Origin of the sequence: Vannielia litorea, from assembly GCF_900142295.1 — a bacterium.
Classification (GTDB): Bacteria; Pseudomonadota; Alphaproteobacteria; order Rhodobacterales; family Rhodobacteraceae; genus Vannielia; species Vannielia litorea.
Map to the genome: position 1 here is coordinate 2,123,527 of NZ_FSRL01000001.1, position 12,951 is coordinate 2,136,477.

A 12,951-nucleotide genomic window follows, 5' to 3' on the forward strand; every position below is an offset into this window, starting at 1 on the left:
ACCTTCCGGACCCGACGACAACAAGGACAGGGACCAGACACATGGCAACCGAAGCCCAACAGGAAGCCGGCGCCGCAGGAGGAGAAGTCAATGAACTTGACGCCTTCTCCGCCGCGCTGAAGCAGAACTTCAAGCCCCGCTCCGACTCAGCGGCCACCGAGGTGGAGAACGCGGTGTCGACGCTGGTGAAGACCGCGCTCTCCGATGCGACCGTCATCAAGGAAGACATCATCGACACCGTCGACGAGATGATCGCCAAGATCGACGAAAAGCTGACCGCCCAGGTCAACGAGATCATTCACCACGAGGAGTACCAGAAGGTCGAGAGCGCCTGGCGCGGCCTGCATCACTGCGTGATGAACTCCGAGCCCGACGCCACCATGAAGATCAAGGTGATGAACGTCTCCAAGAAGGAGCTCGAGCGGGAGCTGCGCAGCTTCCCCGGCGCCAAGTGGGACCAGTCGCCGCTGTTCAAGCAGATCTACGAGCACGAGTTCGGCCAGCTCGGCGGCCAGCCCTACGGCGCGCTGATCGGCGACTTCTACTTCGATCACTCGCCCGCCGACGTGCGCCTGCTGCGCGACCTCGGCAAGATCGCCGCGGCCTCGATGGCGCCCTTCATCGCGGCGGCCAACCCCGGCCTGCTCAACATGGACAGCTGGAACGAGCTGAACAACCCGGCCGACCTGGGCTCGATCTTCGAGACCCCGGACTACGCCGCCTGGAAGTCGCTCCGCGAAAGCGAAAACAGCCGCTACGTGGCGCTGACAGCCCCGCGCGTCCTGGCCCGCGAGCCCTACGGCCAGAACAGCCTGCCGGTCGATGCCTTCAACTTCGAAGAAGAGACCGACGGCCACGAGGGCACCAAATATGCCTGGATGAACGCCTCCTACGCCATGGCGGCCAACATCGCCCGGGCCCACAAGGAGTACGGCTGGACCGTCCGCATCCGCGGCGTGCAGTCGGGCGGCGAGGTCATCAACCTGCCGACCCACACCTTCGACACCGGCGACGGTTCGACCGACCAGAAGTGCCCCACCGAGATCGCCATCTCGGACCGGCGCGAGGGCGAGCTGTCGAAGGCGGGTATCATCAGCCTCGTGCACCGCAAGAACACCGACAAGGCGGCCTTCATCGGGGCGCAGTCGCTCTACAAGCCCAAGTCCTTCGTCGACCCCGAGGCCACCGCCTCCGACAACCTGTCGTCGCGGCTGCCCTACATCTTCGCGGTGTCGCGGTTCTCGCACTACCTCAAGTGCATGGTGCGCGACATGATCGGCTCGACCAAGGAGCAGGACCAGCTCCAGTACGAGCTGCACAAGTGGATCACCCAGTACATCGACGGCGACCCCAAGAACTCCTCCGAGGAGATCAAGGCCAAGCGTCCGCTCGCCGGCGCAAAGATCGAGATCGTCCCCGACGAGGAGAACCCCGGCTACTACATGGGCAAGTTCTACCTCCGGCCGCACTTCCAGATGGAGGGCATGGACATCGGCATGAGCCTGGTGTCGCGTCTGCCCGGCGGCGGTTAAGATTATTAGGAGTTCGGGCCGTCTTTCGGGGCGGCCCGTTCGGTTCCCTCACGTTTTTTAAAAAAATCTTGTGCGGGAACCTTGCAACGGGAGGCTTGCCTTCCCATCTCAGTGAGGACCGGGGATTACCGGTCTTGATTTGAAAAACGGCAAGTTATTGCTTCAACAGCGCTGACACAAGGAGATCAATTATGTCTAGCGGAATGTATATGAAAATCGAAGGCCCGAACGTCGATGGTCAGTCCAAGGCCGAAGGCTACGAGAACTGGATCAACATCGAATCCTTCTCGCTCGGCGCGACCCAGCCGGGCCGCTACACCACCGGCAAGGAAGGCGCGACCAAGGGCATCTGCACGCCGCATGACGTGATGGTGACCAAGGAAACCGACAGCTCCACCCACATGCTGTGGAACCGCTGCTTCGGCGGCGAGCACTTCAAGACCGTCAAGATCGAAGTCGTGGCGTCCGTGAAGAACAAGCTCGAGCCCTACTTCCGCGTGACCCTGACCGACGCCATCGTGAGCTCGATCAGCGGCGGCGGTGCCGGCGGCGGCGAGAACAACATGATGGAGACCCTGTCCTGGAACTACGCCGACATCCTCGTCGAGTACGCCCCCAAGGACAACACCGGCGCCATGCAGGCCTTCAAGCCCGCCGGCTACAACGTCCAGACCGGCAAGCACTACTGATCCGGTTTGCGGTGCCACGAGGCACCGCACCAACCATACGGAACGGGGCGCAGCGATGCGCCCCGTTTTGCATTGGGCGCGCCGCGGTTCGGGGCGACCCCGGCGCAACCAGCGGGTGTAGTGCGGCCCAACCATCGGGGGGAACGCGGAAATTCACGAAATTCTCCGCCCCGCCCCCCTTCTCAGGCCCGACGCACGGCGCTATCGTTGACGCTGCGTCCGAGCTTGGCGCGGCAGTCCCGGCCCCGCCGGAGATCCGATTTCAAATCTGAGGCGAAGCCCTGATGGCCCGCGGCCCCGAAAAGCAGCAGCAGCTCCAGATCCCGCTCATGTATGCCTTCCGCGAGGCGTTCAAGGCGCGCGACGCCAAGATCGACACCACCACCTACACCGACGGCCAGCGCGTGCTGCACGAACGCTCGGCCATGCGCCGGCGCGGGGCCAACGAGGCCCAGCTCAAGCGCAACCTCGAGATCGACCTGGTGGCGCTGGCCAACACCATCAACCTCGACGCCGCCCTCGACATCGAAGACCTCGAGTATGTCGGCAAGTCGATCCTCAACTACGGCCTCGTCGATCTGTCCAACCTCGCGGCCGGCGAGAACAAGGCCCTCGGCGTGCCCCGAAAACTCGCCCGCGCCCTGCTCAACAACGAACCCCGCTTCGTGCCCTCCTCGATGAACGTGCGGATGCGCGAGGAATTCGACGAGGTGAACCAGAAGCTGGTGTTCGACATCACCGCCGAAATGGCCTGCAAGCCGGTCGACATCCCGCTCGAATTCGTCGCCGAAATCGACGTGGGCTCCGGCAAGATGAAATTCTCGAACATCGAAGGCAGCTGATGAACCGTGAATTCCTCAATGCCTACAACCGCGAACTGGCGATTCTCTACGAGCGGTCCAAGGAGTTTGCCGAGGAGTACCCCGGCATCGCCGAGCGTCTCGGCGGCCTGACCGAAGACAAGCTGGAGCCGGGGCTTGCCGGCCTCTTCGAGGGCACCGCCTTCATGGCCGCCCGCATCCAGCTCGCCATCCAGGGCGAGTTCGATACCTTCACCACCGCCCTGCTCGAACAGCTGATGCCGGATTACCTGGCGCCCACGCCCTCCGCGATGATCGTGCAGGCCAATCCCGATTTTTCCGAGAAGGATCTGGTGGAGGGCAGCAGCTTTCCGGCCGGCTCCTATCTCGACGCCACCTATGTCGAGCGCGAGCAGCGGGTTTCGGCCCGGTTCCGCCTCTCGGCCCCGCTGACCCTCTGGCCGCTCGAGATCGACACCGCCACCTACATGCCCTCCGCCGGCCCGATGCAGGCGCTCGGGCTCGACGTGATGCGCCAGACCGGGGCCGGGCTGCGGCTGCGCTTCGTCCGCCGCACCGACAACGAGGTGCGCGACCCCGAGCTGCCGCCCAGGAAGGGCGACAAGCCGGCGCTGGTGAACGAGATCACCGCCAGCGAGATCCCGATCTACCTGAACGGCGCGCGGGCCGACATGGTCTCGCTCTACGAACAGCTCTTCGCCGACACCTGCCGCGTCACCCTGCGCTACCTCGACCGCAACGGCGACCCGGTGTTCCTGCCCTGCCCGCCGGGCTTTCTGGAGCAGGTCGGCTTCCGCGAGGAAGAGCGGCTCTTCCCCGAGGAAGACAAGATCTTCGAGGGCTACTCGCTGCTGCGTGAGTACTGGGTGCTGCCGCAAAAGTTTCTCGGCTTCCGCATGGTCGGGCTCAAGCGCCTGCTGGCCCGGATCCCCGCGCCCATGTTCGACGTGCTGATCGAGTTCTCCAAGAGCCAGCCCCGGCTGGCCGCGCTGATCGAGCCTTCCAACTTCCGCCTCTACGCCGCACCCGCGGTCAACCTCTTCGAAGAGCGGTGCAGCCGGGTCCGGCCCGATCCCAAGTTCAACGAGTATCTCGTGGTGCCCGATTCCAGCCCGGCGGTGAACTACGAGGTCCACCGGATCAAGGAGGTCTACGCGCATTACCCCGGCATGCGAAAGAAGGTCCGGGTCAACCGGCTCTACTCCCAGCCCGACAGCGAGGTGCGCCCCGCCGATGCGCTCTACTACAGCCACCACCGCAAGCCCCGGCGCCTGACCGAGAAGGAGCGGCGCTTCGGCTTCGGCGGCAATTACGTCGGCACCGAGACCTATGTCTCGATCTACGAGCCCGCCGGTCTCGATGACGAGGAGCGCGTGCAGCGGCTCCAGGTCATCGCGCTCTGCTCCAACCGTCACCTGGTGCAGCAGCTGCCGATCGGGCAGAGCCAGGTCGACTTCCGGCTCACCGATGACGTGAACGTGCCGCTCGCCTGCATCTCGGGCCCGACCCCGCCGCGCGTCGCCATCGCCGACCTCGACCACAACGACCCCCGCATCGGCCACCATGGCGAGGTGATGTGGCGGCTCGTCAACCTGCTCTCCTTCAACCAGCTCGGCCTGAAGGACCGCCACTCCGACGATCCCGCCGGCGGGCTGCGCGAGTTGCTCGGCCTGTTCTCCGACATCGGCGATTCGATCACCGAGCGGCAGATCCGCGGCATCACCGGCATCGCCTCCCGCCCGATCACCCGCTCGCTCCGGCGGCCCGACGGCTACCACGCCGCGCGCGGCACCGAGGTGACCGTCCGCTTCGACGAGCGGGCCTTCGAGGGCACCGGCATCATGCTGCTCGGCGCCGTGATCGACAGGTTCTTCGCCGATTACGCCCATATGAACAGCTTCACCGAGACCGTCCTCGTCTCCGACACCCGCGGCGAGGTGATGCGCTTTTCTCCGCGTTCCGGCACCGGGCCGCTGCTGTGAGCGCAAAGGCCAGATCCGCACGACCAGAGGCGCCCAAGCCCCTCCCGCTCGAAAAGGCGCGCACCCGGCGCGAGATGCTCGAGGCCGAGCCCTACCGCTTCAACATCCACGCCCTGCTGCGCGAGCTGGAGCGGATGCACCCCGACAAGCCCCGGATCGGCCAGAGCCAGGTTCTGGCGCAGGAGATCGTCAGCGTCGGCCAGGATCCCTTCATGGATTTCCCGGCCTCCAACGTGCAGGCCTTCGAGGTGCGCGAAGACGAGGTGCCCCGGCTCCGCACGCGGTTTCTGGGCTTTTTCGGCCCCCAGGGCCCTCTGCCGCTGCTGACCACCGCCGAGGCGATGCGCTGGAAGCTGGCCGGCGACGATGCCTTCATCCGCTTCGCCGACATCTTCGCCACCCGCTTTCTTCAGCTGTTCCACCGGGTCTGGGCCGACGCGCGCCCGATCGCCCAGTTCGACCACCCCGAGAAAGACCGCTTCGCGGCCTACGTCGGCTCCACCATCGGCATCGGCACCCCGCCCTACCGCGACCGCGACCGCGTGCCAGACATCGCCAAGCTGCCCTTTGCCGGCATCATGGCCAGCCGGGTCAAGAGCGCCAAGCGGCTCCAGCAGGTGCTCGAGGGCGTGCTGGGCGTCGATGTGCGGATCCGCGAGCGCGAGGGCATCTGGCTCGATTTCGAGGAGAGCGACCTCACCCGCCTCGGCCAGAGCGGCGCCCAGCTCGGCCAGAACACCTATGCCGGCCGCCGGGTCTATTCGATCAACGACAAGGCCACCATCGAGATCCGCACCGACCTGCTCGACGATTACGAAAGTTTCCTGCCCGGCGGAGACATGTTTGAACGGCTCGCGGATATGGTAAGGTTCTATCTGGGCGAGCAGATTGATTTCGATGTCGAGCTCGCCCTGCCCCGGCGGCTGTGCCCCAAGGCCCAGCTCGGCACCAAGGGGCGTCTGGGTTACACCACCTGGACCCCCCTGAAGGCCGAAGCCGCGGGCACGGGTGACGAGGATTATGTTTCAGATGCCAGGTTCAGCCTTCATCAGGCTGTGATCGGCAACATTCAAACCGGGTAAAAAGCACGCATTTCAATAGGGACGGAAACACAAAATGTCTGACGTGAGCCTCGAAACCGTTGCCGGCAAGCTCAATCGCACCGGCTACGACGCCTTCATGAAAGCCCACCGCCACGCGCGCAGCGAGGGCAACCGCAACGTCGAGGTGGCCCATTGGTTCTTCCATATGGTCGCAAACGAGAAGAGCGACATCTCCGTTGCCCTGCAGAACTACGGCATCGACCGCTCCAAGGTGCTGGCCGAACTGCAGAAAAAGATCGACGACTACCGCAAGAACGTCACCGAGATGCCCGGCTTCGCCGAGGGCGTGATCGACCTGCTGGATCGCGGCTGGCACTACGGCACCCTGCTGTTCGCCGAGCCGCAGATCCGCACCGGCCACCTGCTGGTCGCCTCGCTGAAGGGCAAGGAACTGCTGCGGATGCTCAAGGAGTGCTCGCCCACCCTCGGCGGGCTCAACGTCGAGACCATGGTCAACGACGCCCGCGGTGTCTGGGCGCTCTCCGAGGAGGACGACCAGCGCCCGATGGACGGCTCCGGCCTCTCCTCGTCGGGCGGCGGTGGCGGGGGCGATACCGCCTCCAAGGGCACCGGCGCGCTCGATCGCTACTGCGTCGACCTCACCGCCCAGGCGTCCTCCGGCAAGATGGACCCGATCGTGGGCCGCGACGACGAGATCCGCAACATCATCGACGTTCTGATGCGCCGTCGCCAGAACAACCCCATCCTCACCGGCGAGGCGGGCGTGGGCAAGACCGCCGTGGTCGAGGGCTTCGCGCAGCGGCTGGCAAGCGGAGACGTGCCGCCGCAGCTTCAGGGCAACCGGCTGATGAGCCTCGACATGGGGCTGATGCAGGCCGGCGCCTCGATGAAGGGCGAGTTCGAGCAGCGGTTGCGCCAGCTCATCGACGAGGTGCAGGGCTCGGCCACGCCGATCATCCTCTTCATCGACGAGACCCACACGCTGATCGGCGCAGGTGGCGCGGCGGGCACCGGCGATGCCGCCAACCTGATGAAGCCCGCGCTGGCCCGCGGCACCCTGCGCACCATCGGCGCGACCACCTGGATGGAGTATCAGAAGTACTTCGAGAAGGACCCGGCGCTCACCCGCCGCTTCCAGCCGATCACCGTGGACGAGCCCGATATCGAGCGCGCCTGCTACATGCTGCGCGGGATCATGAAACCGATGGAGGAGCACCACAAGGTCCGCATCTCCGACGAGGCCATCGTCGCCGCCGTCCAGCTGTCCAGCCGCTACATCCCGGCCCGCCAGCTGCCCGACAAGGCGGTGTCGCTGCTCGATACCGCCGCGGCGCGGGTGGCGATCTCGCAAAGCACCACCCCCGCCCGCATCGCCGACCTCAAGGCCACCATCGCCAAGTTCGAGGCCGAGCTTCTGGGCAAGGAGCGCCAGGCCGAGCTGGGCGAGACCGCCGAGGAGCGCAAGGTCGAGGTCCGGGAGGAGATCGAGAAGGCCAAGGAGGCGCTCGTCGCCGCCGAAAAGATGTATGAGGACGAGAAGGCCATCGTGCAGGAGGTGCTGGAGCTGCGCGCCCAGCTCACCGGCGTGGGCGACGGCAAGCTGGCCATCGACAAGCCCTCCGAGGTGCCCCCGACCCCGGAACAGGCCCACGAGGCGCAGGACGCCGCCGATGCGGCCGCCGTGGCGGGCGATGAGGCCCCCGCTCCCGCCCCCGAGTCGGTGGACATCCCCGAGGAGCACGCCGCCCCCGCCACCGGCGACGACGCCGCCAAGCTGCGCGAGGCGCTGGCCGCCAAGGTGGCCGAGCTCGACAGCCGCGATGCCGATGACCGGATGATCTACTCCCACGTCGATTACAACGCCGTGGCCTCCGTGGTGGGCGATTGGACGGGCATCCCCGTGGGCCGCATGGTGGCCGACGAGCTGCAGGCCATCCTCACCCTGGCCGACCGCCTCAAGGAGCGCGTCTGCGGGCAGGATCACGGGCTGGAGATGATCGCCAAGCGCATCGAGACCTCCACCGCCAAGCTCGACAACCCGGGCAAGCCGATCGGTGTCTTCATGCTCGCCGGCCCCTCCGGCGTCGGCAAGACGGAAACCGCGCTGGCCCTGGCCGAGGCGATCTACGGCGGCGAGCAGAACGTCATCACCATCGCCATGTCGGAGTATCAGGAGGCCCACACGGTGGCGCTGCTCAAGGGCGCGCCTCCGGGCTACGTGGGCTACGGCGAGGGCGGGCGGCTCACCGAGGCGGTGCGCCGCAAGCCCTACTCCGTGGTGCTTCTGGACGAGGTCGAAAAGGCCCACCCGGATGTGCACGAGCTCTTCTTCCAGGTCTTCGACAAGGGCCACATGGAGGATGGCTCGGGCCGGCCCATCGACTTCAAGAACTGCCTGATCCTGCTCACCTCCAACGCCGGCACCGATGTCATCATGGACATGTGCCAGCAAGGCGAGGCGCGGCCCGATGCCGAGGCCCTGGCCGAGGCGCTCAAGCCCTCGCTGCTCGAGGTCTTCCCGCCCGCGCTCCTGGGCCGGATCGTCACCATCCCCTACTACCCGCTCAGCAAGGACGTGCTGGCGATGATCACCAAGCTGAAGATCGGCTCCATTGTGAAGCGCGTGCGGCAGAACCACAACGCCACGATGACCTACTCCGACGCGGTGATCGAGCACATCGTCAGCCAGTGCAACGACCCGGATTCGGGCGGCCGGATGATCGACAACATCATCACCCAGACCATCCTGCCCGATCTCTCCCGCGCCATCCTCGAGAAGGCCGTGGGCGGCGAGGAGCTGAAATCCATCGCGGTCGACGTGAAGGACGAGGCCTTCGACTACCAGCTGGCCTGACCGGGTCAGCCCCCATGCGGGCTCCGAATTTCCGGAGCCCGCCCAAGCCTGTCCAAAGTCATTAGGAGAAAAGTCATGACCCAGTCGCTCAGCGCAGCATTTCCCGACCTGCGCTTCACCCCGCAGCAGATCTACCTCACCGACCCGGAGCTTGCGCTCGTGGTCTCCGACTTCTGGAAGACCGGCGCCACCCTCGCCTTTTCCCACCGCGACCGCGCCTTCATCCAGGCCGCCCTCTTCGTCGCCGTCGATGCCTCCGAGAAGGCCGGGCTGCTGTTCGGGATCTACAAGTCCTTCGTCGGCGCGACGCCGAGCCAGAGCCTCGTGAAGCTGGCGCAGAAGCTCGCCACGACCGGGGCCAAATACGCCTACCAGCGCTATATCGACGATGACCCCAAGTATTCCGCCGTCGGGCGGGCCGCGGTGCAATACGGCGGCTTTGCCACCGAGTGGCGGGTGCGCGCGGGCACCGGCGACGAGAGCGCCCTGTCCGATTTCACTGCCTGACCCACGGCAGGCCTCACCTGCTCCTGACCGGCGGCGCACAGCCTTTGCGCCGCCGCTCCTTCGCCCTGCCGCAAAAGTGACGCAAGGTCACCACAACGTCAGGGTGAAAAAGCCGTCAGCCGGTCGTCTGTTGGTCGTCTTTTTGCCCCATTTCACCCCCAGCGTCTGCCTAAGGCCACTAGGGGAGCCCGTCATGGAATTTCTGACCTCGATCACTGTCGGACAGGTGATTTCCGCCTTTCTCGTCTGCGTTCTGATCCGCGAAATCCTGTTCACCGTTTCGCACATCCTGCCCGACAGCATCGCCGGTCCCGGTGGCTGGCTGATCGACACGGGGCCCGAGAGCCGCGAGGGCGAATAAGCCCCCGGCTCAGAAGCTCGTCTTGCCCGGCTCGCGCCGGATGAGAACCTGAAGGTCGGCCACATTGGTGCCGGTCCCGCCGGTCATCAGCAGGTCGCCCGAGAGCTTCAGCCCGTTGTAGGCATCATTTCGCGCCAGGTAGTCGGCCGGGCGCTTGCCCGCCGCCGCCAGCCGCGCCAGCGTGCCGTGGTCCACCAGGCCGCCCGCCGCATCGGTGGGGCCGTCGCGGCCATCGGTGCCGCCGGAGAGAAACACCCACTCCCCCGGCCAGCGCGCCAGTTCGGCCACCCGCAGCGCAAGCTGCTGGTTGCGCCCGCCCATGCCGGGGTTCTCGCCCAGCCGCACGGTCGTTTCGCCGCCGAAGAGCGTGATTCCGGGGCCCATGTCGCCCGCGGCCACCACCGCCTGCGCGGCCTCCTCCACATCGCCCTCCAACGGCTCCAGCACCACCCGCGCCCCCGGCGCGGCGCGCTCCATCGCCATCAGGCTCACGCCGTTGGAGCCGATGATCTCGTTCTGCGCCGGCGGCAGCGGCGGCAACTCGGCGGCCTTCACGTCGAGATACGCCCGCACCGAGGCCGGAAGGCTCTCCCAAATGCCAAGCTCCGCGCAAAGCGCGCGCGCCTCGGCCCTTGTGCCGATCGGCGGCGCCGTGGGGCCGGAGGCGATGGTCGACAGGTCGTCGCCCAACACGTCCGAGAGGATCAGCGCACGCACCTCCGCCGGGGCCGCCGCACGCAGAAAGCCGCCGCCCTTCAGCCGCGAGAGTTGCTGGCGCACCAGGTTCATCTTGCGGATGTCGGCGCCGCTCGCCAGCAGCGCCGCATTGACGGCTGCCTTGTCGGCCAGGCTCACGCCCTCCACCGGTGCAGTCAGCAGCGCCGATCCGCCGCCCGAGACCAGCGCCAGCACCCGCTCGCCCTCGCCCGCGCGCGCCAGCATCTCCAGCACCGCCTCGCCCGCCGCCAGCCCGCCCGCATCTGGCACCGGATGGGCGGCCACCATGACCGTCGCGCCCGGCACCTCGCCCGCGTTTTCCGGGTTTGTGACCACCAGCGCGGCCTCCACCGGCCCGACCCGCTCCAGCGCCGCGCGCATCATCGACGGGGCAGCCTTGCCCACCGCGATCACGAAACGCCCCTGCCAGCCCTCGGCCTCCAGCGCCCGCGCCACCGCCGCGCCGGGGTCGGCGGCGGCCACGCCGGCACGGAAAATCAACTCGGCTTCAGCCCGCAGTGCGGAGCGCGCCGCGTGGGCGCTTTCGCTTTCCTCTGTCATGGCGCCACACTCTCTCAAGCGCTCGCCGAGTGCCAGTGTCAAAACGCGCCGCCCCTCGCCTCCCCACCGCCGGATCGGTTAACGTGAATAAAGCGTGAAGGCCCCTTCTCAAGGGTCATTTCACGGTTAACCTAGCGTCACTGCCACGGAGGGTCTGATGGCTCAAGCGGAAGCGAAACAGGAGAGGGTCGAGGTCAGGGTGCTCTGCATCCGGCTCTTTGGCGTCTTTGCCCTGTCCTGGGAGGACGGCGACGAGATCCGCATCCGCTCCACCAAGATTCGCGCCATGCTGGCCATGCTCGCCACCGCGCCCGAGGGCACCCGCACCCGTGCCTGGCTGCAAGACATGCTCTGGGGCCGGTCCGGCCACGAGCACGGCCGCGCCTCCCTGCGCCGGGCGCTGACCGACCTGCGCGGCATCTTCGGCGACGACTTCGCCGAGCTCTTCGAGGTCAACAATTCCGAGGTCCGGCTCCACCTCGAGCGCATCCGCGTCACCGGCACGCTGGAGGATGGCGACTTTCTCGAAGGCACCGAGATCGCCGAGGACGGCTTCGAGGAGTGGATCCAGACCCAGCGCAAATCCAACCGCACCGTGCTCTCCGCCGTGGCCCGCACGCGGCCCGGACGGGTGGCGCAGGAGATCCTCAATCGCGGCCTGCACCTGCACCCCGCCGTGGCGATCCTGCCCTTCGCCACCGCGCGCGGCTACCAGGGCCCGGTGCAGCTGGGCGACATGATCTCCGAGGAGATCAGCCGCGCCCTCTCGCGCAGCCACATGCTCGACGTGATCTCCCATCTCTCCTGCCGCACGCTGGATGCCCGCTCGGTGGCGCTGGAGGAGATCCGCGACAAGCTCGACGCCGATTACGTGGTTGCCGGCAACTACCGCACCCAGGGCGACCGGATGACCCTGAACGCCGATTTCATCGACATCAAGACCGGCCGCATCAGCTGGACCCGCGAAATGTCGAGCTCGCTGTCCGACTTCCTGCGCGGCGGCGACGAGCTGGTCGGCGGGCTCGCCGGCGAGATCGGCCGCGCGGTGATGGACACCTCGCTCGACCTCGCGGCTGCCGCGCCCCTGCCCGATGTCGACAGCCACGCCCTGCTGATGAGCTCCATCACCCTGATGCACCGGCTCTCGGTGCAGAGCTTCGCCAAGTCCAAGACCTATCTCGAACAGGTCATCGAGCGAGTGCCAGACAGCGCCGTGCTGCACGGCTGGATGGGCAAGTGGCACGTGCTCTCCGTGGTGCAGGGCTGGTCGTCGCGGCTCGATGAAGACACCGCCACCGCCCGCGACTTCACCGCCCGCGCGCTCGATATCCAGCCCGACAACTCCTTCGCCCTCACCATGGACGGGCTGGTCAACAACAACCTGCTCAAGCGCCACGATGTCGCCATGCGCCGCTTCGACGAGGCCATCGAGATCGACCCCAACAACGCGCTGGCCTGGCTGCTGAAAGGCGTGCTCCACGCCTTCACCGACGATGGCGAGCGCGCCGTGACCTTCACCAACCGCGCCCGCGCCCTCTCCCCGCTCGACCCGCAGGCCTATTACTTCGACTCGCTCTCCGCCGCCGCCCGGCTGACCGCGCAGGATTTCGAAGGCGCGCTGGAGCTGGCCGACCGCTCGATGCGGGCCAACCGCCGCCACGTCTCGACCCTGCGGGCCCGGATCGTGGCGCTCTACTACCTCGGCCGGATGGAGGAGGCGCGCGACACCGCCGAGGCCCTCCTGCGGGCCGATCCCGGCTTCAACATCCGCGGCTACCTGCGCAACCACCCGGCTGCCGAGTTCAACGCCGGCCAGTCCTGGGCGCTCGCGCTCCGCGAGGCGGGAATTCCGAATTGAAACAT

Annotated in this window: 10 protein-coding genes; 9 read left to right on the forward strand and 1 reads right to left on the reverse strand. The window is 66.9% G+C overall.

Translation table 11 applies throughout. From position 1 onward, the window contains the following. Positions 1 to 41: 41 nt before the first annotated feature. The 8 genes from tssC (at position 42) to BUR94_RS20685 (ending at position 9,810) form a co-directional block, all read left to right on the forward strand. On the forward strand, positions 42 to 1,532 hold the full coding sequence (gene tssC, locus BUR94_RS10430) for a type VI secretion system contractile sheath large subunit (RefSeq protein WP_074256179.1): 1,491 nt from the start codon (positions 42 to 44) through the stop codon (positions 1,530 to 1,532). Between the two features lie 203 nt (positions 1,533 to 1,735). Further along, positions 1,736 to 2,221 (forward strand): Hcp family type VI secretion system effector, encoded by a 486-nt coding sequence (locus BUR94_RS10435; protein ID WP_074256180.1) that lies wholly within the window; start codon positions 1,736 to 1,738, stop codon positions 2,219 to 2,221. 284 nt (positions 2,222 to 2,505) lie between these two features. After that, complete coding sequence (locus BUR94_RS10440) at positions 2,506 to 3,063, forward strand: type VI secretion system baseplate subunit TssE (RefSeq protein ID WP_074256181.1); 558 nt, start codon at positions 2,506 to 2,508, stop codon at positions 3,061 to 3,063. After that, positions 3,063 to 5,024, forward strand: a complete 1,962-nt coding sequence (gene tssF, locus BUR94_RS10445) for a type VI secretion system baseplate subunit TssF (protein WP_074256182.1) — start codon at positions 3,063 to 3,065, stop codon at positions 5,022 to 5,024. The genes BUR94_RS10440 and tssF overlap by 1 nt, the downstream gene beginning before the upstream one ends. Beyond that, a complete protein-coding gene (gene tssG, locus BUR94_RS10450) occupies positions 5,021 to 6,106 on the forward strand; it encodes a type VI secretion system baseplate subunit TssG (RefSeq protein ID WP_139301262.1) in 1,086 nt (361 codons plus the stop codon). Before tssF ends, tssG begins: the two co-directional genes overlap by 4 nt. 34 nt (positions 6,107 to 6,140) lie before the next feature. Next, positions 6,141 to 8,942 carry a type VI secretion system ATPase TssH gene (gene tssH / locus BUR94_RS10455; RefSeq protein ID WP_074256184.1) on the forward strand — a complete coding sequence of 934 codons (2,802 nt, stop codon included), beginning with the start codon at positions 6,141 to 6,143 and terminating at the stop codon, positions 8,940 to 8,942. Between the two features lie 75 nt (positions 8,943 to 9,017). After that, entirely contained in the window at positions 9,018 to 9,449 is a 432-nt protein-coding gene (locus BUR94_RS10460) for a hypothetical protein (protein ID WP_074256185.1), read from the forward strand. 193 nt (positions 9,450 to 9,642) lie between these two features. Next, on the forward strand, positions 9,643 to 9,810 hold the full coding sequence (locus BUR94_RS20685) for a hypothetical protein (RefSeq protein ID WP_175570456.1): 168 nt from the start codon (positions 9,643 to 9,645) through the stop codon (positions 9,808 to 9,810). Between the two features lie 9 nt (positions 9,811 to 9,819). Here the strand turns inward: BUR94_RS20685 and BUR94_RS10465 are convergent, their stop codons facing one another. After that, positions 9,820 to 11,088 carry a glycerate kinase type-2 family protein gene (locus BUR94_RS10465; RefSeq protein WP_074256186.1) on the reverse strand — a complete coding sequence of 423 codons (1,269 nt, stop codon included), beginning with the start codon at positions 11,086 to 11,088 and terminating at the stop codon, positions 9,820 to 9,822. A gap of 157 nt (positions 11,089 to 11,245) precedes the next feature. On the opposite strand from BUR94_RS10465, the gene BUR94_RS10470 reads away from it, so the two are divergent. After that, positions 11,246 to 12,946: a hypothetical protein gene (locus tag BUR94_RS10470; protein WP_074256187.1), complete on the forward strand. Its 1,701-nt coding sequence runs from the start codon at positions 11,246 to 11,248 to the stop codon at positions 12,944 to 12,946. Positions 12,947 to 12,951 lie beyond the last annotated feature (5 nt).

Bases quoted from the DNA above. Each gene is read 5' to 3' on its own strand.
- tssC (WP_074256179.1), top strand. From the start codon at position 42: ATGGCAACCGAAGCCCAACAGGAAGCCGGCGCCGCAGGAGGAGAAGTC.
- BUR94_RS10435 (WP_074256180.1), top strand. From the start codon at position 1,736: ATGTATATGAAAATCGAAGGCCCGAACGTCGATGGTCAGTCCAAGGCC.
- BUR94_RS10440 (WP_074256181.1), top strand. From the start codon at position 2,506: ATGGCCCGCGGCCCCGAAAAGCAGCAGCAGCTCCAGATCCCGCTCATG.
- tssF (WP_074256182.1), top strand. From the start codon at position 3,063: ATGAACCGTGAATTCCTCAATGCCTACAACCGCGAACTGGCGATTCTC.
- tssH (WP_074256184.1), top strand. From the start codon at position 6,141: ATGTCTGACGTGAGCCTCGAAACCGTTGCCGGCAAGCTCAATCGCACC.
- BUR94_RS10460 (WP_074256185.1), top strand. From the start codon at position 9,018: ATGACCCAGTCGCTCAGCGCAGCATTTCCCGACCTGCGCTTCACCCCG.
- BUR94_RS20685 (WP_175570456.1), top strand. From the start codon at position 9,643: ATGGAATTTCTGACCTCGATCACTGTCGGACAGGTGATTTCCGCCTTT.
- BUR94_RS10465 (WP_074256186.1), bottom strand. From the start codon at position 11,088: ATGACAGAGGAAAGCGAAAGCGCCCACGCGGCGCGCTCCGCACTGCGG.
- BUR94_RS10470 (WP_074256187.1), top strand. From the start codon at position 11,246: ATGGCTCAAGCGGAAGCGAAACAGGAGAGGGTCGAGGTCAGGGTGCTC.